Below are 24,968 nucleotides of genomic sequence, written 5' to 3' on the forward strand. Positions count from 1 at the left end.
GTCTTCATGTATAGTAAGATTTTGGGCACAGGCAGCTATTTGCCTGAACAGGTTCGCACCAATGCTGACCTTGAACAGATGGTAGACACCAGTGACGAGTGGATTGTGACCCGTACGGGGATCAAAGAACGTCGCATTGCTGCACCAACAGACACCGTTGCCTCAATGGCTTATCAAGCCGGCGTACAGGCGATTGAAATGGCCGCCATCGACAAACATGATATCGATCTCATTATTGTTGCCACGACCAGTGGTGAACGTGCGTTTCCAGCCGCTGCCTGTGATGTGCAAGCGATGTTGGGGATACAAGGTTGTCCCGCGTTTGATATTGCCGCTGCATGCTCTGGTTTTGTGTATGCGTTGAGTGTGGCCGATCAATACGTTAAAAATGGGCTGGCAAAACATGCCCTCGTGATTGGTGCCGATCGCCTCTCGCACACCTGCGATCCCGCGGATCGGTCTACCGTTATTTTGTTTGGCGATGGTGCGGGAGCCGTCGTGCTTTCGGCCGATGAGCAAGATGGTATTTTGTCCACCCATTTAAAAGCGGATGGAAAATTTGGTGAGCTTTTGAAACTGAGGTATCCCGAGCGGGGCCAATCCCATGTATCGGATGAAGCCTGGCTCTATATGGCCGGCAATGAAGTGTTCAAAGTGGCGGTAACGCAGCTGGCGAATATTGTCACGGAAACCCTTCAGGCGAACCAAATCGAAAAATCAGACATTGATTGGTTAGTTCCTCATCAGGCGAACTACCGAATTATTAAAGCGACCGCGAAAAAACTCGCGATGTCGATGGATCAAGTGGTGTTGACCCTAGACCGTCATGGCAACACATCAGCGGCTTCTGTACCGACTGCGTTTGATGAAGCGGTGCGTGATGGACGCATTCAACGTGGTCAAACGGTATTGCTCGAAGCATTTGGTGGCGGTTTTGCATGGGGTTCTGCACTGGTCAGGTTCTAAACTAATAGGAAACGAATATGACTCAAACAGTGATCGTTTTTCCGGGCCAAGGCTCGCAAGCCGTGGGTATGCTCGGTGAGTTAGCTGAACAATATGGTGTGGTTCAGCAGACGTTTGCAGAGGCCTCTGAGGTGCTTGGTTATGATCTGTGGGCGTTGGTTCAACAAGGTCCTGAGGCAGATTTGAATGAAACCCACCGCACTCAGCCTGCTTTGTTGGCGGCGTCAGTGTCGATTTGGCGGGTCTGGCAATCGCAAGGTGGTGCAACGCCTTCGGTACTCGCGGGTCATAGCTTGGGTGAGTACTCAGCTTTGGTCTGTGCAGGGGTATTGGACTTTAAAGAAGCCATCAAGCTTGTCGAGTTACGTGGCCAACTGATGCAAGAAGCGGTCCCTGCAGGCGTCGGTGCGATGTCAGCGATTATTGGTCTCGACAATGACGCTATCGCAACGGCGTGCGAACAAGCCGCTCAAGATCAGGTTGTTTCGCCGGTTAACTTCAACTCGCCCGGTCAAGTCGTGATTGCTGGGAATAAAGACGCGGTTGAACGCGCCAATACACTGTGCAAAGAAGCGGGCGCTAAGCGGGCGCTACCATTGCCGGTATCCGTGCCGTCACACTGTGCATTGATGAAACCTGCTGCTGAAAAGTTAGCGCAAGCACTTGAATCTGTCACGTTTAATGTGCCTGTCATTCCTGTGATCAATAATGCCGACGTAGCGACACCAACGGACCCAGCCGCCATTAAAGAAGCACTGGTGCGCCAGTTGCATAGTCCAGTCCGCTGGACGGAAACCGTTGAGCGTATGGCGACTGAAGACGTTGAGCAGCTTCTCGAGTTTGGGCCAGGTAAAGTCCTAACGGGATTGACCAAACGCATCAACAAATCATTGAGCAGTGCGGCTGTTAACGATAGCGCCAGCTTGGCGGCAGCAACAGCCTAAGTGTGACTGTGCGGTAATAGTATTCTGTGACTGCCGGCCGATGTCGGCAGAATCAATTAAAAGGGTAACCGAATGAAACTAGATGGAAAAGTAGCACTAGTGACAGGTGCGAGCCGAGGTATTGGCCGAGCAACGGCAGAGCTTTTGGCTGAGCGCGGTGCAACAGTGATCGGGACGGCAACCAGTGAAAACGGTGCCGCAGCGATCAGCGACTACCTCGGTGAAAACGGTAAAGGGTTGGCCCTGAATGTCACATCATCGGATTCAGTGGCGGACGTTTTAGCCACGATCAAAAAAGAATTTGGTGATGTTGATATTCTGGTTAACAACGCGGGTATCACTCGTGATAACCTATTGATGCGTATGAAAGACGACGAGTGGCAAGATATCATCGATACCAACTTGACGTCGATTTTCCGTTTATCAAAGGCAGTCTTGCGTGCGATGATGAAAAAACGCTGCGGCCGAATCATCAATATCGGCTCTGTCGTCGGTGTGATGGGGAATGCGGGACAAGCCAACTATGCTGCGGCAAAAGCAGGTGTCATTGGTTTTACTAAATCCATGGCACGTGAAGTGGCTGCGCGTGGCATTACCGTTAACACCGTTGCGCCTGGGTTTATCGAAACCGATATGACGAAGGCCCTCAGTGACGATCAGCGTGCAGCAACCTTGGCACAAGTGCCAGCGGGACGTTTAGGCGATCCTAAAGAGATTGCTGCGACGGTCGCTTTTTTAGCATCAGACGATGCCGCATACATGACAGGCGAAACCTTGCACGTTAACGGCGGCATGTACATGATTTGATCGAGACCGTTGCAATCTGGAATGACACACGTCAAACTCCGATTGATTTGTCCCCAAATCGTGGTTTGACCAGCCGTGGAGGTCTTGCAACTTCCACATTAATGAATAAACTACAGCACATATCGCATCTGCGAATCTTGTAAGGACTAGTATTAATATGAGCAACATCGAAGAACGCGTAAAGAAAATCATCATTGAGCAACTAGGTGTCGACGAAGCAGAAGTGAAAAACGAAGCTTCATTTGTAGACGACTTGGGCGCGGACTCTCTGGATACCGTTGAGCTGGTAATGGCTCTTGAAGAGGAATTCGATACAGAGATTCCAGATGAAGAAGCAGAAAAGATCACGACTGTACAAGCCGCTATCGACTACGTAGTCGGCGCTTCAGCGTAATCTCAGAATCCTACCAGGCGGTCTCCTTGACCGCCTGTGTTTTTTTTACTCTACTCTACAATCCAAATTAATATTCTCCGGAGAATATCATCGTGTCTAAGCGTCGTGTTGTTGTGACTGGCATGGGTATGTTATCACCCGTCGGTAACTCAGTTGAGTCCTCATGGAAAGCTCTGCTAGCCGGGCAAAGCGGTATCTCCGCCATTGAGCATTTTGATGCCAGCGCCTTTGCTACTCAATTTGCCGGCATGGTTAAAGACTTCAACTGTGAAGACTACATGTCGAAAAAAGATGCACGAAAAATGGACTTGTTCATTCAATACGGCATCGCGGCCAGTGTTCAAGCCATTCAAGACTCCGGACTGCAAGTTGACGACCACAATGCGCACCGTATTGGTGTTGCGATCGGATCGGGCATTGGTGGCCTTGGTTTAATTGAACAGAACCACCGTGCATTTGTGGAGAAGGGTCCACGTAAAATTAGCCCTTTCTTTGTGCCATCAACCATCGTCAATATGATTGCCGGTCACGTGTCGATTAACTATGGCATGCGCGGTCCAAATATCTCGATTTCAACCGCGTGTACCACCGGCCTACACAATATTGGCCATGCGGCGCGTATGATTGCGTTTGGTGATGCCGATGCCATGGTGGCAGGCGGCGCCGAAAAAGCCTCGACAGAGCTGGGTATCGGTGGTTTTGCTGCAGCGAAAGCGCTGTCGACCCGCAACGATGATCCTCAAGCGGCCTCGCGTCCTTGGGATAAAGATCGTGATGGTTTTGTCCTTGGCGACGGTGCCGGTGTGATGGTGCTTGAAGAATATGAACACGCTAAAGCTCGCGGGGCGACGATTTATTGTGAGCTCGTCGGCTTTGGTATGAGTGGTGATGCGTATCATATGACATCACCCAGTGAAGACGGCTCTGGCGCGGCACTGGCGATGGAAGCGGCCATTCGTGATGCAGGCATCACGCCTGAGCAAATTGGTTACATCAATGCCCATGGCACCTCAACCCCGGCGGGTGATGTCGCCGAGAGTAAGGCCGTGCGCCGTGCGATGGGGGCAGCCGCGGATAGCGTTTTGGTGTCTTCGACCAAATCAATGACAGGACACCTTCTTGGCGCGGCAGGCTCGGTAGAGTCGATCATTACCGCGATGTCATTGATTGACCAAATTGTACCGCCGACGATTAACCTTGATAATGCTGATGAAGGGTGCGATCTCGATTATGTGCCACATCATGCGCGCGATGTAAAAATGGATTATGCGCTGTGTAACTCATTCGGCTTTGGTGGCACCAACGGCTCTTTGATCTTCAAAAAAATCTAATGACACGCGCAGTGAGCGCTGCGTGATGAGAGATTTTGATTGAGAGATTTTGATATAATAACGGTCCGATTTGTCGGGCCGTTTTTATTGGTGAGGTGGCAAGGAATCATGCATTGGGTTAATGGACAGCTTAGCACCGAGATAGCGGTGTCCGATCGGGGCTTACAATTTGGCGATGGTTGTTTTACCACAGGTCATGTGTATTCCAAGGTGTTGCTCGATCGCGATGCACATCTTCTTCGCCTCCAGGATACCTGTCAGCGTTTAGCCATTGCAGACGTTGACTGGCCCCTATTAGCGCACACCCTTGATTTGGCCTGTCAACAGGCTCAAGGTGAGCAAGTTCTGAAAGTGATCATCACCCGTGGTCAAGGTGGACGTGGCTATAGCCCTCAAGGGTGCACGGCACCGACGGTTATCGTTAGTCTGCATCCTTTTCCCTCCTATTACCGCCAGTGGCAGCAACAGGGGATCTCGCTGGCAACCACGTCCATTCAATTGGGCGCTTCACCGCTGGCGGGGTTAAAGCACTTAAATCGGCTCGAGCAAGTGTTACTCAAACAGGGACTCGCCGACACCACAGCCGATGACCTGGTGGTAAGCGATATGTTTGGCCATGTAGTGGAAACCTCAGCTGCCAATATTTTTTGGCGTAGTGGCCCAGTGGTTTATACGCCGGCGCTACAGTATGCCGGTGTGGCTGGATTGATGCGCGATAAAGTGATGGCTGTGCTAGAGGGCGTCGGGGATGTTCAATGCCATACGGTGAGCACCGATGAGACGGCGCTTTACCAGGCCGATGAAGTCTTTATCTGCAACACCTTAATGAAAGTGGTGCCGGTCACGGCAATCAACAACACACCATTTAACACACATACCCTGACTCGGGTGTTACAACAGAGGTTAAACGCGTGCTAAAAAAGCGACTTTTAGGGGGGATCAGCGCGATAATGGCGTTGGTTGTGCTGGCCGCCGCAGTGGTAATATGGCAGACGAAAGCATTCGTTGCGATGCCCTTATCGATTCAATCTCCTCAATTATTCACTGTGCCGGCTGGTGCGCACTATCAACGCGTTATAAGGCAATTTGAAGCCAAAGGTTGGGTGGCATCAAGTCTCTGGGCCAAGTTTGCCCCTCATCTGTATCCTGAGTTAACCCGCGTTCAAGCGGGGACATTTCAACTTCAACCTGGGCAAACGCTCGCGCAAGCGTTCACCACCCTCCGATCGGGACAGCAGTATCAGGCATCAATCACTTTTGTCGAAGGGAGCACGTTCGCACAGTGGCGTGCGCAGCTGCAATCAGCACCGCACTTAGATCATACACTAGAGGGTGTCAGTGAAGCGGTCATTGCCGAACAGCTCGGGGTATCACGTGATCAGTTGGAAGGACTGTTGCTGCCTGAAACCTATACGTACGACGTGAATGATACGGATATTGACCTGTTACAGCGTGCCGTGCGCGCCATGGAGGCCACACTCGAGAAAGCATGGCAACACCGTGCCGACGACTTGCCTATTAAAACGCCCTATGAGTTATTGATCTTAGCCTCTATCATCGAAAAAGAGACAGCCGTTGCCAGTGAGCGTGAAAACGTGGCCTCTGTATTTGTTAATCGTTTGCGCAAAGGCATGCGCTTGCAAACGGACCCCACGGTCATTTATGGCATGGGAGAGCAATATGATGGCAATATCCGTAAGCGCGATTTGCGTACGCCGACACCCTATAATACCTATGTGATTAATGGGTTGCCGCCTACGCCCATTGCGATGCCAGGTAAAGCGTCGATCATGGCTGCCGCGCAACCGGCACATACTGATTATTACTACTTTGTCGCGACAGGCAAAGGGGGCCATCAATTTTCCACGACATTGGCCGAACACAATCGAGCTGTGCGTGATTACCTAAAAGTGTTTAGAAATCAATGAACAATCATTTTATCGTCGTAGAAGGCCTTGAAGGGGCGGGTAAGAGTACCGCCATTAGTCAAGTGAAGCAGGTACTCCACGATGCCGGCATTCATGATGTGATCACTACGCGTGAGCCAGGTGGGACGCCACTTGCGGAGCAGTTACGAACCTTGGTAAAACAAGGCCATCCTGAGGAGCCTTTAACAGATAAAGCCGAGTTATTAATGCTATACGCGGCTCGTGTTCAACTGGTTGAAAACGTGATCAAACCAGCGTTAGCAAAAGGGCAGTGGGTGATTGGTGATCGTCATGATATGTCTTCTCAAGCGTATCAAGGCGGTGGACGCGGGATGGATACTGCACTAATGGAAAGCTTAAAAGCGACTGTCCTCGGTGACTTTGCTCCCGCCTTGACGCTATATATGGATATTGATCCTGAAATGGGGTTGGCGCGTGCCCGTGGACGCGGTGAGCTCGATCGGATTGAGCAAATGCAGATCGACTTTTTTGAGCGCACTCGCGCGCGTTATTTGGCGTTAGCGCACCAGGATCCGAGTGTGGTGATTATCGATGCCAGTCAACCGCTTGAGGTGGTGACCGCCAGCATTAAAACGGCGTTATCGACGTGGCTTAAGCAACTGAAAACGTTATGAGTGAGTCAGTCGTCGCGCACCATCCCGCCCCGCATGTGTTTCCTTGGTTTAATACGGTATGGACGCACTGGCAGCAACTGTTAGTGACCGCTCGCTTTCCGCATGCCGTATTACTGGCTGCCCCTCCGGGAAGCGGTCGGCGCGCAATGGCCAGTCATTTGGCCAAGGTGCGTTTGTGCAAGCAGCAGGCCGACCAAGCATGTGGGTGTTGTCATAGTTGCCAGTTATTTGATGCCGGTAATCACCCTGATATGCACTGGTTGATGCCTGAAAAACCCGGTAAGCAGATAGGCATTGATGCGGTGCGTAAGGTGCAACGTCAAGCGATGGAAACGTCGCAGCTCGGCGGTGCCCGTTTTATCGTGATTGAGCGCGTTGAAAACCTCGGTGAGGCAGCGGCTAACGCGCTATTAAAATCATTAGAGGAGCCGCCAGAAGGATGTTACTTCGTGTTGCTAACCGCGTCACTTGATAGCTTGTTAGCGACGATTATCAGTCGGTGCAGCGTCTGGAAAGCGCCACAGCCGGATAACGAAACCGCGAAGCATTGGATTGAGCAAGCGTTGAAGCGCACGGTTCCTGATCATGCGGTCACGCTTTACCGCGGTGCGCCATTGGCAGCACGTGATTTTGTTGAATCTGGAGGACTCGATCATCATCATGCGGTGATCAATGGCTTTGCGACCTACGTAAAAAGCCGTACTGGCTTATTTGACACGTCAGAGGTGTTAGTCGCACACTATCCCGCCTCACTGGACTGGCTGAGCCACTTTCTACTTGATGTGCTCAAGTGGCGACAAGGCGCAAAACACGCTATTTTGCATCGCCATCATCACGCCTTGGTGGCTGAGGTGGCGAATGTGATGGCGACTCAGCACGTCCATACGCAATTGCGACAATTACATCAACTGCAGCGTCAGCTGCAAACGCATACTGGGCTAAATACCGAATTGGTACTTAGCCAATGGCTATTATCGATTGGAGAATAACGTGTTAATAGACTCTCACTGCCATCTCGACAAACTGGACTATGATTCGCTGCACCAGAATGTGGAAGATGTTCTGGATAAAGCACAGGCAAGGGGTGTCGATTATTTTCTCTCTGTTGGCGTTACATTGGATAGTTTCCCGGCGATGCTAGACATGATCCGCCCTTATCCTCATGTTTTTGCCTCGTGTGGTGTTCACCCCTTAGATATAGAAAATGGGTTTGACTATCAGCAACTGAAAGCCCTGGCCGCGGATGAGCGCGTGGTCGCGATCGGGGAGACTGGGTTGGATTATCACTACCAACCGGAACTGGCCGAGCAGCAACAAGCGATTTTCCGTCAGCATGTCCGCCTCGCCGTCGAGCTAAATAAGCCCCTGATTATTCATACCCGTGCCGCGCGAGAGGATACCTTGACGATTTTGCGCGAGGAAGGCGCTGAGCGTGTGGGCGGTGTGCTACACTGCTTTACAGAGAGCTATGAAATGGCAGAAGCGGCGATTGAGCTAGGCTTCTACATTTCGATTTCTGGCATCGTTACTTTTAATAAAGCGACGGAGCTAAAGGATGTGGTGCGGCGTTTGCCGCTTGAACGATTGCTGGTCGAAACGGATTCGCCTTATTTGGCTCCGGTGCCGCATCGTGGCAAGCAAAACCAACCGGCTTACGTGAAAGAGGTCGCCGAATACGTGGCGATGTTAAAAGGTGAGTCTGTTGAAACGGTGTGTGATATCACTAGCCGGAACTTTTTTGCGCTTTTTTTGAGTGCGAATCCGCAATAATCCACGTCGCCCGATTGTTCAATCGGGCTTTTTTCCTACCTGAATGTACCCATGAATGATAACGACAAAAAGCGCGGCTTTTTACCGCTATCAAGCGCGTCGTTTTGATGATGATTTGGCTATACTGTCGTCAATAATCGGTTGTTTTTTCCTCAGGTTTTTACTTTGCACTGAATGCAGCTCGAAATTTGATCTGGCGCAATTTGCTCATAACTACATGGAAAATAAAGAAAAAATGGCCATTGTAACGTTTATCGTGTGCATGAGATTTTTCGTTACATGAAATAACTTTTGAGGTTTTTAAGTCGCTGTTTTTTTATGCGGTCTTTTTATCCGCCGTCAGTGTAAAAAGTCATTTTTAATCATGATCTTACGTTTATTTTTGTTGTTTTTGTCACCCGTTCGGTTTGTGATCTATATTTACTTTTTAATCAGTAAAGTCGTTACGGATAGGCAAGGTACTGATTCCCCCCTTATAGTTTGGGTGAGTTCAATAATCACAAATCGTTTGTTCTCTGGGCACCTGTTGTATCGTGTGACCTCTTGCGGGGGGGAATCGAAAGGTCTGTCTTTAGAGACACAATTGTTAAACGTCCTTGTTAGGAGCAAGAACTATGTCAAAAAAACTCTTTGCTAATCTGCAAAAAGTCGGTAAGGCGCTGATGCTTCCAGTATCTGTGCTACCGGTTGCAGGTATACTATTAGGTGTTGGTGCGGCCAACTTTAGCTGGATGCCAGACATCATTTCTCACATGATGGAACAAGCGGGTGGTTCGGTGTTTGGTCAAATGGCCTTGCTGTTCGCGGTAGGTGTGGCACTTGGCTTCACCAATAACGACGGTGTATCGGGCCTATCTGCGATTGTCGGTTACGGCATCATGGTGGCTACGCTGGATGTGATGGCACCCGTTATGGGTGTAGATACGATCAAGACAGGTGTGCTTGGTGGTATTCTCGCGGGTGGTGTTGCAGCGTGGACGTTTAATCGCTTCTACACGATTCAGCTGCCAGACTACCTCGGCTTCTTTGCCGGCAAACGCTCTGTGCCTATTATCACCGGCTTTATTTCGATTGCTCTGGGTGTGATCCTGTCTGTGATCTGGCCGCCAATCGGTGGTGCGATCGCTACCTTCTCTCACTGGGCCGCAGAGCAAAACCCTGTTACCGCCTTTGGTATCTACGGTGTGGTAGAGCGTGCATTGATCCCATTTGGTCTGCACCACATCTGGAACGTGCCTTTCTTCTATGAAGCAGGTAGCTGTGTTAACAACGCCGGTGAGCAAGTCAACGGTATCATGACGTGTTTCTTGACCGCTAACGACGTAACGCGTGAAGCAGGTAACGGCTTTGGTCAGTTAGCCGGTGGTTACTTGTTCAAAATGTTCGGTCTACCCGCCGCTGCGTTTGCTATCGCTCACTCAGCGAAGCCAGAGAACCGTGCCAAAATCATGGGTATCATGGCATCGGCCGCTCTGACGTCGTTCCTGACCGGTATCACTGAACCCATTGAGTTCTCGTTCCTGTTCATCGCACCGGTACTTTACGGTATTCACGCCATCATGGCGGGTGCTGCTTATGTGCTGACGAACGCACTGGGTGTGGTTCACGGTCATACCTTCTCGAACGGTTTCATTGACTTTATCGTACAGATGCCACGTGCTGAAAACGTGACTACTCTGGTACTACTTGGTCTTGGTTATGGTGTGCTGTATTACATTGTCTTCCGCGTGGTGATTCGCGCCCTTGACCTGAAAACCCCAGGTCGTGAAGACGAAGCCGTCGCGGATGTATCGACAGCGACAGGCTCTGAACTAGCGGGTGACTTGGTCGCAGCTTTCGGTGGTAAAGACAACATTACTGCTTTAGACGCATGTATCACACGTCTGCGCGTCTCTGTGGCGGATACTGACATTGTTGACGAAGCGAAGTTGAAGCAGCTTGGCGCAGCGGGTGTTGTAAAAGTATCAGGTGGTGTACAAGCTATCTTTGGTACTAAGTCAGACAACCTACGAACTGAAATGGACAACTGGATGCGCGCGCAATAAGCGCTACCATTATCCATTTTGCAAAAGGGGTAGCCGGGTGCTACCCCTTTTTTGATCCAACTGGCTGGGTGATTAACCGCCTAAAGAAAGAAAAAAGAGCATAAGGACGGGAACCAGGAGGCTGAGAATAAACCCGCTGACAATGGCAGTCGGCACACAGCGGATACCCCCGGTGCTTTGAATGATTGGCAGAGTAAAGTCCATCGCGGTTGCGCCGCCGTAGCCAATGGCGGTAAGTGGATAGCGACGAATCAATATTGGAATCATCATAATCGCTACAAGCTCGCGTCCCAACTCGAGAATAAACGAGGCGCCACCATAGACAGGGCCTAAGCCATCGCCCATTAAAATGCCGGCTAAAGAATACCAGCCAAACCCAGAGGCCATCGCTAAACCATGGTGATAAGGAATACCCAACCACCAAGCTGCCAGTAACCCCCCAGGTAAAGACGTTGCCACCACCAGTGCGGCAATCATCAAACCACGCTTATTGAGGATGATTTGTTTTAGCGTCATGCCGCTATTGCGTAGCTGGATGCCAATCAGTAATAGCAACAATAACAAAATACCTTCACTGGCGGCGTCGACCCAAGAGAGATCTTGTTGCCACAGTAGACCAACGATTAAACCTGTGGCGACCGCGCCGATCAGTTTTCCAGATTCAGACATCATGCCACGTAACGTCAGCTTATATTGGTGGCCTTGCGTTTGTGTCGGCATCCATTTATCGAGAATTGGCAGCGCTAAAAGGTTAGCGGCGCCAATACAAATGAAGAAAGTGGCGGCAAAATGCAAAATGGTGGAGATATGTTGGCCGAGGTTGTCTAAGCCCGCGAGGCTAAGCCCCATTAACACCAGGATAACCATGACCAATCGCATCGTCAGCGTATTCACGGTATGAACATGGCGGGGCTGCTTGAGTGGGATCAAGTAGCCAACGATAAGTGGCGCGAAGATAAATAACATCCCTGAAAACATTAGATGATGCTCGGTGTTAAGAAAGGGACTTCCAGGTTATCAATCAGTTAATAGGCAGGTCAATAAAATCAGACCAGAGTGACTTGCGCCTTCAACATCAGAGCCACTCTAGTTACTTGCTAGCGGAGGGAGTATGCAGCGGGTTTAGTATGAGACGTTTGCATCAAACGTTTGCATCCTACTAGATGCTCGTGGCGTCGATAACACGGTTGAGTTGACGTGAAAACTCGCGATCATCCAGATTGGAGAGTTCGTATAACGCCTCGGCGCCTGGCGCAGTCATTTCTACTTCATGCTCTTCAATCGCGTCATCGTGGTTGCGAAACATCAATAAGTGGTTCGCCATTCTTGCCACATCAAGATAGGTGATATCAGGACGCGGTTTGGTGTAAAGCTTGTTATTGATAGCCACTTCAATAAAATCGCGATCGAATGCCCATTGCTTCAGGACTAACCGGCTACAATCGCCGGCGAGCGCAAAAAAGACTTGCTCGGCAATATCAAATTGAAGGTAGTGACCTTCATGAATAAAGCGCTGGAATTCACCAATCACACTGTATAAACCGATGTCGGCCAGTAAACCGACAATCAGTGCTTTTTCTGGTTCGACCGATAGCGGCTCATCACAATAATGTCTGATAGTTTGGGTCACTAACGCCATTGCCGCGGCAAATTCACGCGACTTCTGTGCACTTTGCTTCAAAAGCGCGTTGCAGTCGCGAGAAAACGTCGCATCGCTTTTCAATTGGTGAATGGCCGCTGCGGTAATAATACCTAAAACACGGTCGACCCCTAGACGTGAAACGGCGGTTTGAACATCTTTGCATTGTCCAGTTGCCCTAGGCGCAAAAAGGGCGGAATTTGCCGCTTTGAGTACCGCGCCGCACAAGCTAGGATCTTCCATCAACAAGTTAGCAATATCTCGCATCGTGGTTTCAGGCTGCTTGCTGGCGTGCTGTATGGACAGAATGGCGTCCGGTAAAGGGGGAAGAGAGAGGCGGTTAACGCGAACGGTTTCGACAGCGCGTTTATAAAATTCGGTCTCGAGGGAGCGCAAATATTTATCGCGATCCGGTGAGACCCAGAAAAATGACAGATGATCCATAAGTCCCGATAGTGTTTGTCACCAGACGGCATGGTAATGCGGCCAAAAGCAAAATAGAACCGCCTTTGATCGAATCAGTGCGCCTGATGGCGTCTTTGGTGATGGTTTAAACAGCAAACTCGCGCCTATTCAGGGTCGGTAAGCGGATAACGCAATAGTTTATCAATAAATTCGGCAACGAATAAGGCGTTAGGCTGTGAAAGTAACAATTGTTTTTGCTTAACTTCAATGGGAAGCAGCTCTAACCAGCGTAAACAGACCCAACCTATGTCGTCATATTGGGTCAGCTGAAAATGGTCATGCAACCCAGGATTGGAACGGTAGTATTGTTTTAGCTTGTCACTCAGATAGTGATAGGGCTCAGGAACGGTTTGACGTCGCCATATCGGCAACGGAGTATGCCGTGCCAAGTCAATATCCCTTTCTCCTCGTTCGATAGCCTCCACCTTGACACTTTCAATGCCCTGTAATGTCAGTGCGATCTGCTGGGGATCATGGCGATTAAAATCAGCCACTTGGCAAAGTGTCACAATCGGGGAAATCGTGGAAGGACGCGGAGTCGACGGAGCCTGGGGGCTGATTTCGTCTATATCTATCATGGCCACAAGTAATCGCGGTGGCTCGCCTGCTTGTGGGAGTGCGTCTAAGTAGAAAGCCTCAGACACAATATACGTGTTTACGCCACCTGGTAATAAATGATTGGTTTCAATCAGCAAAGGGTGTATCGACATACCGGCTCCCTACTCATGACTGGCTTACTTCTAATTTAGCGCACTGTAGTGCAATGGATAAAGCTTTCTTAATTGAAGACTTTTTTAAGCTGATGAAAATACCTGTCATAAATGCGACATATTCCACAATATGAAAGTGGTCTTTATGGGGATGAGTGATCAAATGCATAGTATTTCATATCAATTTGATGCACTCTTCTTTGCGCAAATAAACATGCAAAATAATTAATTTATCAGTCAAAAATGCTATTGCCATTATTAATCACTTGCTAATAGGAGGAGCCCTTGATGAAAAAGCAATTAAAAACCCAAGTGACATGTTTTTTAAACACTTTCGGCGAGATGGAGCAGCGCTCAATGTTTGGTGGTACTGGGTTTTTCCATCAGGATGCGATGTTTGCGCTACTCACCGATAAGCGATTTTATCTGCGTGGTGGCGGCATAGTAACTGATGCGTTGGTTGATAAAGGGTGCAAAAAGTTTGTTCACGTGAAGAAAAGCTCGTCTGCGGTTGTGAATTATTATGATGTGACCGCACTCTTTATTGAGGACGATGTTGAACTGGCGGTGTTGGTTAAGGCGTCGCGCGATCATGCGCTGAATGATAGAGCATATAAAGCTGGGGGACATCACCGTCGTTTGCGCGATCTCCCTAACCTGCGTTTGACGATAGAGCGGATGTTGAAAAAGTCGGGGGTAGAAGATATTTCCACATTTTACAGCATGGCGCCGGAAGAGATTTTTCGTCGTTTGCAAGTGACGCATGGTAACGATCTTGATTTATGTTTGCTTTGGAAATTGGCAGGGGCGCAACAAGGCCGGCATTGGAAACTGATTGAAGAAGATGAACGTGAGCGCCTGTTATCTGCTGTTTGATCTCCTTTTTAAGGCGCGCGTGCCGATCTGCCGATCTGCGGATCGGCGACTTTTTTATTGCGGTACTTTCATCGTGTTTATCTTCATGTTTCGGACGAATTGTGATCAATAAAAGGGTGTTAATGCGATGTTTGGATAAATAATCGACGGTTAAACCTAAAAACGATAATTTGTACGTGACAGCCAGAAAAACTTATGTAGAATTCAAACCACTTAGCCGAGAGGTGAAGCGCGAAGGCGCGTTGGCAGAGTGGCTATGCAGCGGATTGCAAATCCGTGGACCTCGGTTCGACTCCGGGACGCGCCTCCATAGAACTCTGGCTAGTACAAAACGGACGCGGGATGGAGCAGTTTGGTAGCTCGTCGGGCTCATAACCCGAAGGTCGGTGGTTCAAATCCGCCTCCCGCAACCAATTTTCTAAGCGCTTTTAAGCGCTTGATTGAATAAGCGACATTAGCTCAGCTGGTAGAGCGCGACCTTGCCAAGGTCGAGGTCACGAGTTCGAACCTCGTATGTCGCTCCAAATTAAAAACAGTGGCGTAAGCGGCTGAAAAAAAATTGCGTGCCCTGGTGGTGGAATTGGTAGACACAAGGGATTTAAAATCCCTCGACGTTCGCGTTGTGCCGGTTCAAGTCCGGCCCGGGGCACCATTACAAAGTAAAACGGCGACCTTAATGGTCGCCGTTTTTGTATGTCTCGCTATACCATACTCAAGCATTGTATTTCGTTATGATGCGCTAAACGGTATTGAACCTCTTGCTGATCGTGACAAGTACATTGGCGGATGATCGTGCCCCGCCTGATCCAAGTCTCCATCATGGCCTCAATACCGTCGGGACTGAGGCCGTACTCTTTTGCAAGCGCTTCTCGACTAATGACACCCGCCTGAGTGACACTGGCTTTGAGCTTTTGCAGGATCATAATAGGTCTCCTTGAACCAATGAGGATGGCGACCAACATAACGCATTACGCCGATCACGGTAATCAGTAGGGCAGAAAGGCTGACAATATAAACTGTCGCCTGAGTGGTCGCCACGCCGATTTGACTGACTTGAAAGCACAGTGTGGCACCACTGACAGCTAAGAGCATTGACCATCCCGCGATAAATAGCGCAAATCGACGGCCAAACTCACGGGTATAAGCTCCCATCGCGGCAACACAGGGCGTATACAGTAGGATCACAATCAGATAAGCCATAACACTGGCCGTCGTCGTGAATTGGCGGTGTAAATTGTCAAACGTTGCCATACTCACTGCTTGCTCTTGCGCAGCGGCTTCGGTGTTTTCTATCTCACCCACGCTCATCGCGAATGGATCGCTGTAATCAATGCCAAATAAGTTTTCCGGAATGCTTTGAACGGCGTCAACAAGCGCATCACTGATCGAGCCTTCGTCTTGTTCTGCATTGGTTGGGGCATAGAGGCTATTTAAGGTACCAACCACTGCTTCTTTGGCGAATAGTCCGGTCACTAAGCCGACAGTAGCTGGCCAATTATCTTCTTCGATACCAATGGGTGAGAGAGCAGGGGTGACAACTTGAGCCGCTTTCGATAACACGGAGGTCTCGCTATCTTCATGGCCAAAGCTGCCATCGGTACCGAGAGAGTTAAAGAAAGTTAAGAGGGTTACCACAATGACGATGGTTTTACCTGCCCCCAATACGAAACGGCGCAGCTTTTGCCAGGTATGACTCAACACGTGGCGCATACGAGGGAGCTCGTAGTCCGGCAGTGTCATTAACAGACTTTCACTCTGGCCCGGATAAAGGGTGTGGCGCAAAATCAAACCAGTGAGCACGGCCGCTGCAATCCCGAGTAAGTAGAGCGCAAATACCAGGTTTTGTCCGTTTTGCGGGAAGAACGCTGCGGCAAACAAGGCGTAAACGGGGAGCCGTGCACCACAGGACATAAAGGTGGCCATTGCTGCGGCGGTTTTGCGCTCATGAATTTGCTCAAGAGTGCGCGTTGCCATGACGGCAGGCACTGTGCAGCCAAAGCCGAGGATCAGGGGGACAAATGCTTTACCCGGTAAGCCAATTTTTTGCATCAAACCATCGAGCAAAAAGGCGGCGCGCGCCATGTAACCGGTGCTTTCTAGAACGGTGAGAAAAAGATACAGCCCAGCAATCACCGGGATAAAGGTCGCCACGGTTTGAATACCACCACCCACACCATCTGCAACGAGTGTCACTATCGCTTCGGGCAATATGCCATCTAATAGTTGATGGGTGCCATCCACTAAAACAGCGCCAACGGCGATATCAAAAAAGTCGATAAAGGCGCCGCCAATATTGATGGCAAATACGAACATGGCATAGAGTACGGCAAGCAAAATAGGCAGCGATAAAAAAGGATTGAGGATCACCTTGTCGAGTTTTTCGGTTTTATTGCGGCTTAAATGGCGGTGCTCGCGTCGTGTGTCATGTACCAGATCGCGAATATAGCTGTAGCGTGTATCGGCGATAAGAATGTCGGTATCTTGTCCGGCCAGCGATTGGCAAGCCTGGGAAAATGACGCTTGTAGGGACGTATCATTGCCATCGGGCAAACGATCTCGCTCTAGGCACTCAAGCAAATGGGCGCGTTGATTCACTTGTGCCGCTGCCGAGCCTGCAAACGGGGCGCCAAGATGAGATTGGATCCATGCCTCGATATGCTCACCATAGTTTAACTGCATGGCGTCGCAATGCGGAAGTTCCATCATCATGTGGGCGAGCTGATGGCGGAAAGTCGCCACACTGTCGGCTTGGCATGCGGTAACGGTAAGCACGGGACAACCAAGCCATTCTTGTAGCTTCCCGATATCGAGCTGTTGTCCGTTGCGATCTAACCGATCCATCTTATTGATCAGCACTATCATCGGGACGCCGCGCTCGCGTAATTGCAAGGTAAGGTACAGTCCTCTTTCAAGACTATTGGCGTCTAGCACGTTAATGATCGCATCACAGTCGTGGCTATCAATTGAATACGTCGCGATTTGTTCGTCTAGACTGGCATCAAAGCCTGCATTTAGGGCGTATAAACCGGGTAAATCGGTAATTTCACACTCTGTATTGTCGTTCGCTGTTTGATTGAACGTGAGCTGGCCGACTTTCTTATCAACCGTGACACCAGCCCAGTTACCGACTTTTTGGCGAGAGCCGGTTAACGCATTAAATAATGTGGTTTTGCCGCAGTTTGGGTTACCGGCAAGAAGAATGCGTTTTTTTTCCATTACAGTGTCTCCACATCAATCAATTTGGCAACGTCACGACGAACGACGAGTTGTTCGTTATCGAGCCGGATTTGTAATGGGTCTCCAAGCGGTGCTCGCCGAACCAGCTCCACCGCGGTGCCCGGGATTAATCCCATAACAGCAAGGCGGTGACGGATAACAGCGGGCACATGATGGACACTGGTAATACGCGCGGACTGACCGCGACCAAGCGTTGACAGTTTCATAATGCGAGATCCAAATAAGAATGGTTTTCATTGCATATTACGCGCAAAGGTCGCTATTTTTTTTGCGTCGGATCAAGCTATGGTGAAAGTCAATAACGTGATTGCTGCCACAATGAGAAGTGACGATCCTGATGTGAACTAAGAAGCAAAAAGCGGCCAGTGTGGCCGCTGTCTTTAACTTGCGGAAGTACGATGTGCATCGCGTTGATTGTTCAGTTTATCCATCGCGATGGTCAATAGTCCGTTGGGGGCTTTACCCTCGGGACCGAATCCCGCTTTCTCTCCTGATAAAAGCGAGAGTGCTTCACTGACGTGCGAAACGGCATAAATATGAAATTCGCCTTTTTCAACTGCCAGCACCACATCTTTGCGCAACATCAGATTCTGAATATTGGTGGCAGGAATAATTACCCCTTGTTGGTGGTTTGGCCCTTTGAGTGTGCAGACGTCAAAGAAGCCTTCGATTTTTTCATTCACACCGCCAATCGGTTGTGCTTCGCCAAATTGGTTCATGGATCCTGTGATGGCGATATCTTGGCGCAGTGGCACCTCAGTCATTGCCGAGAAAATCGCACAAAATTCCGCCATGGAGGCGCTATCACCGTCGACGCCGCCATACGATTGTTCAAAGGTCAGATGCGTTTTAAGCGGGATCTTATCGGTTTTACCCAAAAGCGTGGCAAGATACGCGGATAAAATCATTACCCCTTTTGAGTGAATACGCCCGCCTAGTTTTACGCTACGCTCTATATCGAGTACTTCACCTTCGCCAAACGCGGTGGTCGCGGTAATGCGATTGGGTAAACCAAAGCTGTAGTCAGAGGTGCTGAGCACTGACAGGCCGTTAATCTGGCCGAGAGCCGTTCCCTGGGTGTTGATCAAAGTTACCCCGTTTTCTACATTCTGCATCATGCTGTCTCGTAAGCGGCTTACCCGCATGTTTCGACTGGCAAGGGCTTTTTCAACATGCAGCGCGCCAACGGTATTCGCTTTTGCTTGCGTGGCCCAGTAATTGGACTCGCGCAATAAGTTAGCGATGTCAGCTGAATGAAGCGACAAACGGTTTTGATCCTCCGCTTGTCGTGCACTGTGCTCGATAATACGAGCGATAGCACTGCGGCTACAGTGTAACAGGTTGCCATCATGGATAATGCTGGAAATAAATTTGGCGTATTGGTGCTCAGTACTCTCTGTTCGCGGCATGTCATCTTCAAAATCTGCTGTGACTCGGAACAGCTCACTGAATTCTGCATCGTAGCGTTGTAAAAGCTGATACGTTTGATAATCGCCAAATAAAACAATTTTGAGATCAAGTGGAATGGGGGCTGGATCGAGTGACACGGTTCCGCTGAGGGTTACCTCTCGCTCTAGCGCACTGACGCTGAGCTGACGACTGCTCAAGGCACGTTTAATGCCTTCCCATACGTAAGGTTTTTCGAGCACTTTGATGGCATCCATCATCAACACACCGCCATTGGCGCGATGGAAACTGCCGGCGCGAATGAGAGAAAAGTCAGTGAAGACCGTGCCTTTAAAGGTGGCGTTTTCAACATAGCCAAATAAATTGTGATAGCTGGGGCTGTCTTCGACCACGATGGGGGCTTGCGCGTCGTGTTGGCTAACTAATACATTGACTTGATAACGGCGAGGGAGCTTTTTATCTAACGCCGCGTAGGCGAGTGCCGCTTGCTCTTCGCTGTCTTCTAAAAAAATATCAAGGTGTTCCAGCATGTCGGCCTGCATTGCCTCGAGAAAAGTGATGATCTCGGGCAGCTCTGCGAACGTCTTTTTCAGTGGCGCGATATGGGTGGCAATCACTTCTTGGCCAATGTCTTCATCAAGCGCTTTTTGTTTGTCTGCGTATTCTGACTCCCATTCACCCAATTGGCGAACAACGCCGCGTAATTCAGTCTCAAGCTTATCAATCACTTTACCGAAGGCCATCTGTTCATCTTGTGATAAAGCATCAAAGGTGTCTTCAGTATGTGGCTCCTCACCGTTAAGGGCAACGAACTGATAATCCCCTTGTGGCGTGATAGAAAGACTAACACTGTTTTTCTCTGCGGTTTCACTTAAGCCTTGCAGAATCGTTTGTTGCCGCTCAGTGAGTTGATTTTTTAATGTTTCCGCACGTTGGTAGTACATTTCATTATCAAACGCCATTGGCAGGGCATTGGCGAGCTTACCCATGAGCTGTTCAATATGCTTTTTTAATTCACTACCTTTTCCCGCGGGGAGTTTTAGGACTTGTGGTGAACGTGCTTCTTGGAAATTCGCAACATAGCACCAATCATAAACGGGTGAATCAGTCTGCCAGTGTTGGTTAAGGTAGCGCATCATCATGGTGCGTTTACCGAGTCCGTTCTGACCGATGGCGTAAATGTTGTAACCTTTTTCTTTAATTGACATCGCGAATTCAACGGCGTGGCGAGCACGATCTTGACCGACAATTTCGTCAAGTGGCGCAAGATGCTTGGTTGACGTAATGTCGCTGTGTTTCAAGCTAGATTCACGATACAAGCGATCGCTGGTGAGCTGAGTGAGAGCCATGGCTGTCCCCGTATTGGCGTTTAATCGTTACTGATTTTAGTGTAGCGACTGTAAGTGATTGTTTTAGTGACTTTGGTGGAGAAAGCGATGATAGGGTCACAGTTTTACATTGGCTGGTTATTTTATAAACAAAAAACGGGCTAATGTGCCCGCTTTTTATCGATTTTATCGCGAAGGAAGAAGGTCAGCGCTTCGATGATAGCGGCTAAAGAGAGTCGGCTATCGCACGAATAAGGGTATTGATATCCTCACGGCTGATGTCTTTATGGGTCACCAAACGAGCGGGATGACCACTGAATGTGACGCGAATATCCTTCTCAATCAGCCGCATTTGAAGCCGTGTACGCTCGATCGTATCGGCGATATCGACATAGACGATATTGGTTTGGACCTGATAAGCGTCAGTTGAAAAGCCGTCAAGTTGATGCAATTCACTCGCTAAGTACTGCGCATTAGCATGATCTTGAGCCAGGCGTTCAACATTTTCATTGAGTGCTTTCTGACCGGCAACCGCTAAAATTCCCGCTTGGCGCATCCCCCCACCGAGCATTTTCCGTATGCGTCTTGCTTTATTGATAAAGGCTTGAGAACCAAGAAGAAGAGAGCCAACAGGGGCGCCAAGTCCTTTGGATAAACAAATGGTCATTGAATCAAAGTGACAACTGATGGCGGTGATATCGACGCCTAACGCGACTGCCGCATTGTAAACGCGCGCGCCATCGAGGTGTAATTGCAGCTTATGGTGATCACAAAAAATGCGCGCCTCGGCCAGGTAGGATAAAGGTAAAACTTTACCGCCGATGGTATTTTCTAAGCTTAAGAGTTTCGTTCGCGCAAAATGGAAATCGTTTGGCTTGATTGCAGCCGCGAGCTTATCAAAGGGAAGGCTGCCGTCTGGGGCATTGTCTATCGGTTGGGGCTGAATCGAGCCTAATACGGCGGCGCCTCCGGCTTCATACTTATAATTATGGGCTTGTTGACCACATAAATATTCATCACCACGCTCACAATGGGCCATTAAGGCCAGTAGGTTGGCTTGGGTTCCTGAGGCAGTAAAGAGGGCAGCGTCAAAGCCATGGCGTGAAGCGGCCCACTCTTCTAGTGTATTGACGCTAGGATCATCGCGATACACGTCGTCGCCGACGGGGGCATTCGCCATCGCTGTTCGCATCGCCTCGTCAGGCTGAGTCACTGTGTCAGAACGAAAATCAATCATCAGGCAACATCCTTATCATCAAAGGCCCTCTATCAGCGAGGGCCTACGGTTAGCGTAAGCTCGAAAAGCGTCACTGTTTAGCTTTTCAGCATTTGCCAGTATTTTTGGTAGATCTTCACCGCTTCACCAACATCATCAGTAAATTCACCGTTATTGACGGCTTCATCAGACGGGAAAATCGTTTTGTTTTCTCGTAGGTCGGCATCTAAATACTCCGCGGCGCCAGTGTTGGGGGCGGGGTAGCCAAACTCTTCGACTAATTTTGCTTGGTTTTCAGGCTGATACATAAAGTCGATAAACTGGTGCGCCAAGGTTTTGTGCTCAGCGTTTTTCGGGATAATAAAGTTATCCATCCATAATATCGCGCCCTCTTGCGGATAGACAAACTCAATCCCATCGATCTCTTGTTGAGCCATATGGGCATTGCCATTCCATTGCTGACCAATATTGACTTCGCCTGTAATAAACGGGACGTGTGGCGCATCGGAGTTATAAACCACCACGTTATCACGCAGATCGCGTAGGGACTGATAGGCTTGCTTAATTTCCGCTTCATCGGTGCTGTTAATGCTATGGCCCTGGGCTTTTAACGCCATCCCAAACACGTCACGCACATCATTCAACAGCATGACTTGGCCACGAAAATCGTCGCGCCATAAATCTGCCCATTTTGTCACTTTGCTACCGTCGATGTAATCGCTGTGGTAGCTAATACCCGTGACACCAAAAACATAAGGAAGCGAGTAGTCATTCTTTGGATCAAATGATTGGCCGAGCAAGCCTGGGCGTAACTGGTCAAAATGACCAATCTGGCTTTTATCAATTTTAGCGAGCATATCCTCGTTGATCATGCGCTCAATAAAATAGGTTGAGGCAAACGCCAGATCATAGCCTTCACTGTTTAGCAGCTTAAGCTTGGCATACATGGATTCGTTACTCTCGAATGTCGAGTAGTTCACATCAACCTGGTATTTTTCTTCAAACGCTTCAATGACATCCATGGGCATATACTCTGCCCAATTATAAAGATTGAGCACCTTATCTTCAGCATGGACGCCGCTTGCGAATACCGTCGTGAGTGCAAGTGCTGTTGCGGTGATTCCGTGAGTGATTTTCTTCATTATCATGGTCCTTCAATGGCTAACTGGCCGAGTACACGTCGAGCGCATAATATTGCACCCAGACTCTGTATAAAAGCCTTTTCTTGATCAATCTCGGCCTTTTTAAAGGTTCCGCTAAACAGTAGCATAATGCCGTGCTCGCCCCCTAAACTCGCGCCGAATACAAGGTGAGTGATATGGGTGATGACACAGACGGTTCGATAAATAGTCCTTATCGTCACGATAAAGAAAATAGGTTGCCCCCCAGTCAAAAGGCAGTAAGGTAACCGTTCTAATTGGCGGCGGAGATAAGTATTTGAACGAACTGACCATCATCGATGATATTGCGACTCATGGCCTTAGTGTTTGTGACGATTTTTTATCGGCGCAAGCGGTTAGCGATTTGCAGGCATGCTTACCCGCTCAGTGGAATCAAGCGGCAATCGGCCGAGAGCGTAAACAGCATACCAATACCCAAATTCGTCGCGACAAAATCTATTGGTTAGAACGTGATACGGCGCCCGCTATCGATACGCTTTTGGATAAAATGGCGAATTTGCAGTACGCCTTCAATCGGCATTTATTCTTGGGGTTGTTTGAGTACGAGGCGCATTTTGCTAAGTACAATCCCGGTGATTTTTATGCCAAACATTATGATGCGTTTGAGGGACGATCAAATCGTAAAGTCACGACGGTACTCTATCTAAACCACGATTGGTCTGAGCAAGACGGTGGTGAAATCGTGATTTACAACCCTGATGGGTCGCATCGCCAAACGCTGTGGCCCAAAGCGGGACGGCTGGTCACTTTTTTATCCGAAGCGTTTCCCCATGAAGTGCTCCCGGCCAAAAGGCAACGGTTTAGTATTGCGGGTTGGTATCGGTTAAATGGCATGAGTGGCCGACGTGTTGATCCAATTCGTTAACCACAGCCATACTGAATGCCATATGAGAACCGAGGTGACAATTGTGTATGGCACGCCCCCCACAGCAACAATGTTTTTTTACCGACACGACGTTTGATCCGCAGCAAGGTGTGGCTATGCCCCAAGCTGACGTCTATTGGTCCCCAAACTGGCTAGCGAGCAATCAAGCGGACGCGTTTTTTACATCGCTTCGCGAACAAGCGGCTTGGCAGCAACTTCCTATTTCGATGTTTGGGCGGACCGTGATGCAGCCGCGCTTATTAGCTTGGTATGGTGATCATGCTTATACCTACAGTGGACTCACATTATCTCCCCGCCCTTGGACACCAGAGTTACTGGATTTGAAAGCGCGTGTTGAAGCTGCCACCCACGCCCGTTTCAATACCGTCTTGCTCAATCTCTATCGAGATGGTAGCGATTACATGGGCTGGCATAGAGACGATGAATTGGAATTGGGGAGGCAGCCGACCATTGCCTCGGTGAGTCTGGGCGCGAGTCGTCGGTTTTTATTCCGTCACCCCAAGCGACAGCTAAAGCGTGAGTTTTTACTCGATCATGGCTCACTGTTAGTGATGGCAGGCGAGACGCAAACCCACTGGCAACATAGTGTGCCCAAAACGCAAAAGCCGCTGGGTGAGCGAATCAACCTGACGTTTCGTTGGTTAAACAGTGAAGAGGCTAAGTAAAGCAAGCTGATCGCCTGCGGTGAACAAGTCACTATCGCATTACGCCTCGTCCATGCGATCGCGTGAAATTTTTAGGAAAGACGCGTGAGATTTTTAGCAACGAATAGGGGAATGGCAGTAATAAATGCTGAAAATAACAGCGGATTGGTCGAAGTTTGACGCTTTTGTTTGTAAAACAGCCATCTGAAACTTTTATTAAATAATAAGTGTTGACTCGATCACGTTTATCCGTAGAATGCCTCCCCGTACCGCAGAGACGGAAACAAAACAAAGGCGCGTTGGCAGAGTGGCTATGCAGCGGATTGCAAATCCGTGTACCTCGGTTCGACTCCGGGACGCGCCTCCAAGTTCCTCTAGGTGCACAGTAAAATCGGACGCGGGATGGAGCAGTTTGGTAGCTCGTCGGGCTCATAACCCGAAGGTCGTTGGTTCAAATCCAGCTCCCGCAACCAATTTTTACAAAGCGTGATGCAACGCTTAATTGCATAGGCGACATTAGCTCAGCTGGTAGAGCGCGACCTTGCCAAGGTCGAGGTCA

Annotated in this window: 23 protein-coding genes and 6 tRNA genes; 20 read left to right on the top strand and 9 right to left on the bottom strand. The window is 49.4% G+C overall.

Annotated elements, in window-relative coordinates:
• Positions 1-6: 6 nt before the first annotated feature.
• The 11 genes from BZJ21_RS08535 to ptsG all read left to right on the top strand — a co-directional run bounded on the left by BZJ21_RS08535 (position 7) and on the right by ptsG (position 10,820).
• Positions 7-966 (top strand): beta-ketoacyl-ACP synthase III, encoded by a 960-nt coding sequence (locus BZJ21_RS08535; protein ID WP_077669557.1) that lies wholly within the window; start codon positions 7-9, stop codon positions 964-966.
• A 17-nt stretch (positions 967-983) separates the two neighbouring features.
• Positions 984-1,910: an ACP S-malonyltransferase gene (gene fabD / locus BZJ21_RS08540; protein WP_077669558.1), complete on the top strand. Its 927-nt coding sequence runs from the start codon at positions 984-986 to the stop codon at positions 1,908-1,910.
• Between the two features lie 72 nt (positions 1,911-1,982).
• Positions 1,983-2,717, top strand: a complete 735-nt coding sequence (gene fabG / locus BZJ21_RS08545) for a 3-oxoacyl-ACP reductase FabG (RefSeq protein WP_021023151.1) — start codon at positions 1,983-1,985, stop codon at positions 2,715-2,717.
• 157 nt (positions 2,718-2,874) lie between these two features.
• Positions 2,875-3,111 (top strand): acyl carrier protein, encoded by a 237-nt coding sequence (gene acpP, locus BZJ21_RS08550; protein ID WP_025673161.1) that lies wholly within the window; start codon positions 2,875-2,877, stop codon positions 3,109-3,111.
• Positions 3,112-3,203: 92 nt separating this feature from the next.
• Positions 3,204-4,442: a beta-ketoacyl-ACP synthase II gene (gene fabF / locus BZJ21_RS08555; RefSeq protein WP_077461217.1), complete on the top strand. Its 1,239-nt coding sequence runs from the start codon at positions 3,204-3,206 to the stop codon at positions 4,440-4,442.
• 108 nt (positions 4,443-4,550) lie between these two features.
• Entirely contained in the window at positions 4,551-5,360 is an 810-nt protein-coding gene (gene pabC, locus BZJ21_RS08560; RefSeq protein ID WP_077669559.1) for an aminodeoxychorismate lyase, read from the top strand.
• Positions 5,354-6,370: an endolytic transglycosylase MltG gene (gene mltG / locus BZJ21_RS08565; protein WP_077669560.1), complete on the top strand. Its 1,017-nt coding sequence runs from the start codon at positions 5,354-5,356 to the stop codon at positions 6,368-6,370. The genes pabC and mltG overlap by 7 nt, the downstream gene beginning before the upstream one ends.
• A complete protein-coding gene (tmk, locus tag BZJ21_RS08570; protein ID WP_021023147.1) occupies positions 6,367-7,005 on the top strand; it encodes a dTMP kinase in 639 nt (212 codons plus the stop codon). Before mltG ends, tmk begins: the two co-directional genes overlap by 4 nt.
• Positions 7,002-7,994 (top strand): DNA polymerase III subunit delta', encoded by a 993-nt coding sequence (gene holB, locus BZJ21_RS08575; RefSeq protein WP_021023146.1) that lies wholly within the window; start codon positions 7,002-7,004, stop codon positions 7,992-7,994. Before tmk ends, holB begins: the two co-directional genes overlap by 4 nt.
• Before the next feature lies 1 nt (position 7,995).
• The gene (locus BZJ21_RS08580) at positions 7,996-8,775 is read left to right on the top strand and encodes a TatD family hydrolase (protein ID WP_077669561.1); all 780 of its coding nucleotides are present in this window, start codon (positions 7,996-7,998) and stop codon (positions 8,773-8,775) included.
• Between the two features lie 614 nt (positions 8,776-9,389).
• Positions 9,390-10,820, top strand: coding sequence for a PTS glucose transporter subunit IIBC (gene ptsG, locus BZJ21_RS08590; protein WP_077669563.1), 1,431 nt, complete (start codon positions 9,390-9,392; stop codon positions 10,818-10,820).
• Between the two features lie 72 nt (positions 10,821-10,892).
• Here the strand turns inward: ptsG and BZJ21_RS08595 are convergent, their stop codons facing one another.
• From BZJ21_RS08595 to BZJ21_RS08605, 3 genes are all read right to left on the bottom strand, one after another.
• The gene (locus BZJ21_RS08595) at positions 10,893-11,798 is read right to left on the bottom strand and encodes a lysine exporter LysO family protein (RefSeq protein WP_077669564.1); all 906 of its coding nucleotides are present in this window, start codon (positions 11,796-11,798) and stop codon (positions 10,893-10,895) included.
• 181 nt (positions 11,799-11,979) lie between these two features.
• Positions 11,980-12,903 carry an HDOD domain-containing protein gene (locus BZJ21_RS08600; protein WP_077461223.1) on the bottom strand — a complete coding sequence of 308 codons (924 nt, stop codon included), beginning with the start codon at positions 12,901-12,903 and terminating at the stop codon, positions 11,980-11,982.
• A gap of 125 nt (positions 12,904-13,028) precedes the next feature.
• Positions 13,029-13,634, bottom strand: a complete 606-nt coding sequence (locus BZJ21_RS08605) for an LON peptidase substrate-binding domain-containing protein (protein WP_077669565.1) — start codon at positions 13,632-13,634, stop codon at positions 13,029-13,031.
• A 288-nt stretch (positions 13,635-13,922) separates the two neighbouring features.
• On the opposite strand from BZJ21_RS08605, the gene BZJ21_RS08610 reads away from it, so the two are divergent.
• The 5 genes from BZJ21_RS08610 (at position 13,923) to BZJ21_RS08630 (ending at position 15,162) form a co-directional block, all read left to right on the top strand.
• The gene (locus tag BZJ21_RS08610; RefSeq protein WP_077461225.1) at positions 13,923-14,510 is read left to right on the top strand and encodes a TfoX/Sxy family DNA transformation protein; all 588 of its coding nucleotides are present in this window, start codon (positions 13,923-13,925) and stop codon (positions 14,508-14,510) included.
• A gap of 236 nt (positions 14,511-14,746) precedes the next feature.
• Positions 14,747-14,820, top strand: a tRNA-Cys gene (locus BZJ21_RS08615).
• Positions 14,821-14,846: 26 nt separating this feature from the next.
• Positions 14,847-14,923, top strand: a tRNA-Met gene (locus BZJ21_RS08620).
• Positions 14,924-14,958: 35 nt separating this feature from the next.
• Positions 14,959-15,034 (top strand) — tRNA-Gly (locus BZJ21_RS08625).
• A 41-nt stretch (positions 15,035-15,075) separates the two neighbouring features.
• A tRNA-Leu gene (locus BZJ21_RS08630) sits at positions 15,076-15,162 on the top strand.
• Positions 15,163-15,211: 49 nt separating this feature from the next.
• On the opposite strand, the gene BZJ21_RS08635 is transcribed toward BZJ21_RS08630, so the two are convergent.
• The 6 genes from BZJ21_RS08635 to BZJ21_RS08660 all read right to left on the bottom strand — a co-directional run bounded on the left by BZJ21_RS08635 (position 15,212) and on the right by BZJ21_RS08660 (position 22,840).
• On the bottom strand, positions 15,212-15,433 hold the full coding sequence (locus tag BZJ21_RS08635; protein WP_158011336.1) for a FeoC-like transcriptional regulator: 222 nt from the start codon (positions 15,431-15,433) through the stop codon (positions 15,212-15,214).
• Positions 15,384-17,726, bottom strand: a complete 2,343-nt coding sequence (feoB, locus tag BZJ21_RS08640) for a ferrous iron transport protein B (RefSeq protein ID WP_077669566.1) — start codon at positions 17,724-17,726, stop codon at positions 15,384-15,386. The genes BZJ21_RS08635 and feoB overlap by 50 nt, the downstream gene beginning before the upstream one ends.
• Positions 17,726-17,953: a FeoA family protein gene (locus BZJ21_RS08645; RefSeq protein WP_021023136.1), complete on the bottom strand. Its 228-nt coding sequence runs from the start codon at positions 17,951-17,953 to the stop codon at positions 17,726-17,728. The genes feoB and BZJ21_RS08645 overlap by 1 nt, the downstream gene beginning before the upstream one ends.
• Before the next feature lie 174 nt (positions 17,954-18,127).
• Positions 18,128-20,503: a Lon protease family protein gene (locus BZJ21_RS08650; RefSeq protein WP_077669567.1), complete on the bottom strand. Its 2,376-nt coding sequence runs from the start codon at positions 20,501-20,503 to the stop codon at positions 18,128-18,130.
• A gap of 205 nt (positions 20,504-20,708) precedes the next feature.
• Positions 20,709-21,719 carry a low-specificity L-threonine aldolase gene (gene ltaE, locus BZJ21_RS08655; protein ID WP_077669568.1) on the bottom strand — a complete coding sequence of 337 codons (1,011 nt, stop codon included), beginning with the start codon at positions 21,717-21,719 and terminating at the stop codon, positions 20,709-20,711.
• Positions 21,720-21,796: 77 nt separating this feature from the next.
• On the bottom strand, positions 21,797-22,840 hold the full coding sequence (locus BZJ21_RS08660) for an ABC transporter substrate-binding protein (RefSeq protein ID WP_077660238.1): 1,044 nt from the start codon (positions 22,838-22,840) through the stop codon (positions 21,797-21,799).
• A 295-nt stretch (positions 22,841-23,135) separates the two neighbouring features.
• Here BZJ21_RS08660 and BZJ21_RS08665 point away from each other — a divergent pair, with 295 nt between their 5' ends.
• From BZJ21_RS08665 to BZJ21_RS08680, 4 genes are all read left to right on the top strand, one after another.
• Complete coding sequence (locus tag BZJ21_RS08665; protein WP_021023132.1) at positions 23,136-23,744, top strand: 2OG-Fe(II) oxygenase; 609 nt, start codon at positions 23,136-23,138, stop codon at positions 23,742-23,744.
• Positions 23,745-23,860: 116 nt separating this feature from the next.
• On the top strand, positions 23,861-24,430 hold the full coding sequence (locus BZJ21_RS08670) for an alpha-ketoglutarate-dependent dioxygenase AlkB family protein (protein WP_051109683.1): 570 nt from the start codon (positions 23,861-23,863) through the stop codon (positions 24,428-24,430).
• Positions 24,431-24,702: 272 nt separating this feature from the next.
• A tRNA-Cys gene (locus tag BZJ21_RS08675) sits at positions 24,703-24,776 on the top strand.
• Between the two features lie 29 nt (positions 24,777-24,805).
• A tRNA-Met gene (locus BZJ21_RS08680) sits at positions 24,806-24,882 on the top strand.
• Positions 24,883-24,968 lie beyond the last annotated feature (86 nt).

Origin of the sequence: Salinivibrio costicola subsp. alcaliphilus (assembly GCF_001996185.1) — a bacterium.
GTDB classification, from domain to species: domain Bacteria; phylum Pseudomonadota; class Gammaproteobacteria; order Enterobacterales; family Vibrionaceae; genus Salinivibrio; species Salinivibrio costicola.

Coding starts and splice junctions, on each gene's coding strand:
- BZJ21_RS08535 (WP_077669557.1), top strand. CDS start 7: ATGTATAGTAAGATTTTGGGCACAGGCAGCTATTTGCCTGAACAGGTT.
- fabD (WP_077669558.1), top strand. CDS start 984: ATGACTCAAACAGTGATCGTTTTTCCGGGCCAAGGCTCGCAAGCCGTG.
- fabG (WP_021023151.1), top strand. CDS start 1,983: ATGAAACTAGATGGAAAAGTAGCACTAGTGACAGGTGCGAGCCGAGGT.
- acpP (WP_025673161.1), top strand. CDS start 2,875: ATGAGCAACATCGAAGAACGCGTAAAGAAAATCATCATTGAGCAACTA.
- pabC (WP_077669559.1), top strand. CDS start 4,551: ATGCATTGGGTTAATGGACAGCTTAGCACCGAGATAGCGGTGTCCGAT.
- tmk (WP_021023147.1), top strand. CDS start 6,367: ATGAACAATCATTTTATCGTCGTAGAAGGCCTTGAAGGGGCGGGTAAG.
- holB (WP_021023146.1), top strand. CDS start 7,002: ATGAGTGAGTCAGTCGTCGCGCACCATCCCGCCCCGCATGTGTTTCCT.
- ptsG (WP_077669563.1), top strand. CDS start 9,390: ATGTCAAAAAAACTCTTTGCTAATCTGCAAAAAGTCGGTAAGGCGCTG.
- BZJ21_RS08595 (WP_077669564.1), bottom strand. CDS start 11,798: ATGTTTTCAGGGATGTTATTTATCTTCGCGCCACTTATCGTTGGCTAC.
- BZJ21_RS08600 (WP_077461223.1), bottom strand. CDS start 12,903: ATGGATCATCTGTCATTTTTCTGGGTCTCACCGGATCGCGATAAATAT.
- BZJ21_RS08605 (WP_077669565.1), bottom strand. CDS start 13,634: ATGTCGATACACCCTTTGCTGATTGAAACCAATCATTTATTACCAGGT.
- BZJ21_RS08610 (WP_077461225.1), top strand. CDS start 13,923: ATGAAAAAGCAATTAAAAACCCAAGTGACATGTTTTTTAAACACTTTC.
- BZJ21_RS08635 (WP_158011336.1), bottom strand. CDS start 15,433: ATGATCCTGCAAAAGCTCAAAGCCAGTGTCACTCAGGCGGGTGTCATT.
- feoB (WP_077669566.1), bottom strand. CDS start 17,726: ATGGAAAAAAAACGCATTCTTCTTGCCGGTAACCCAAACTGCGGCAAA.
- BZJ21_RS08645 (WP_021023136.1), bottom strand. CDS start 17,953: ATGAAACTGTCAACGCTTGGTCGCGGTCAGTCCGCGCGTATTACCAGT.
- BZJ21_RS08650 (WP_077669567.1), bottom strand. CDS start 20,503: ATGGCTCTCACTCAGCTCACCAGCGATCGCTTGTATCGTGAATCTAGC.
- ltaE (WP_077669568.1), bottom strand. CDS start 21,719: ATGATTGATTTTCGTTCTGACACAGTGACTCAGCCTGACGAGGCGATG.
- BZJ21_RS08660 (WP_077660238.1), bottom strand. CDS start 22,840: ATGAAGAAAATCACTCACGGAATCACCGCAACAGCACTTGCACTCACG.
- BZJ21_RS08670 (WP_051109683.1), top strand. CDS start 23,861: ATGCCCCAAGCTGACGTCTATTGGTCCCCAAACTGGCTAGCGAGCAAT.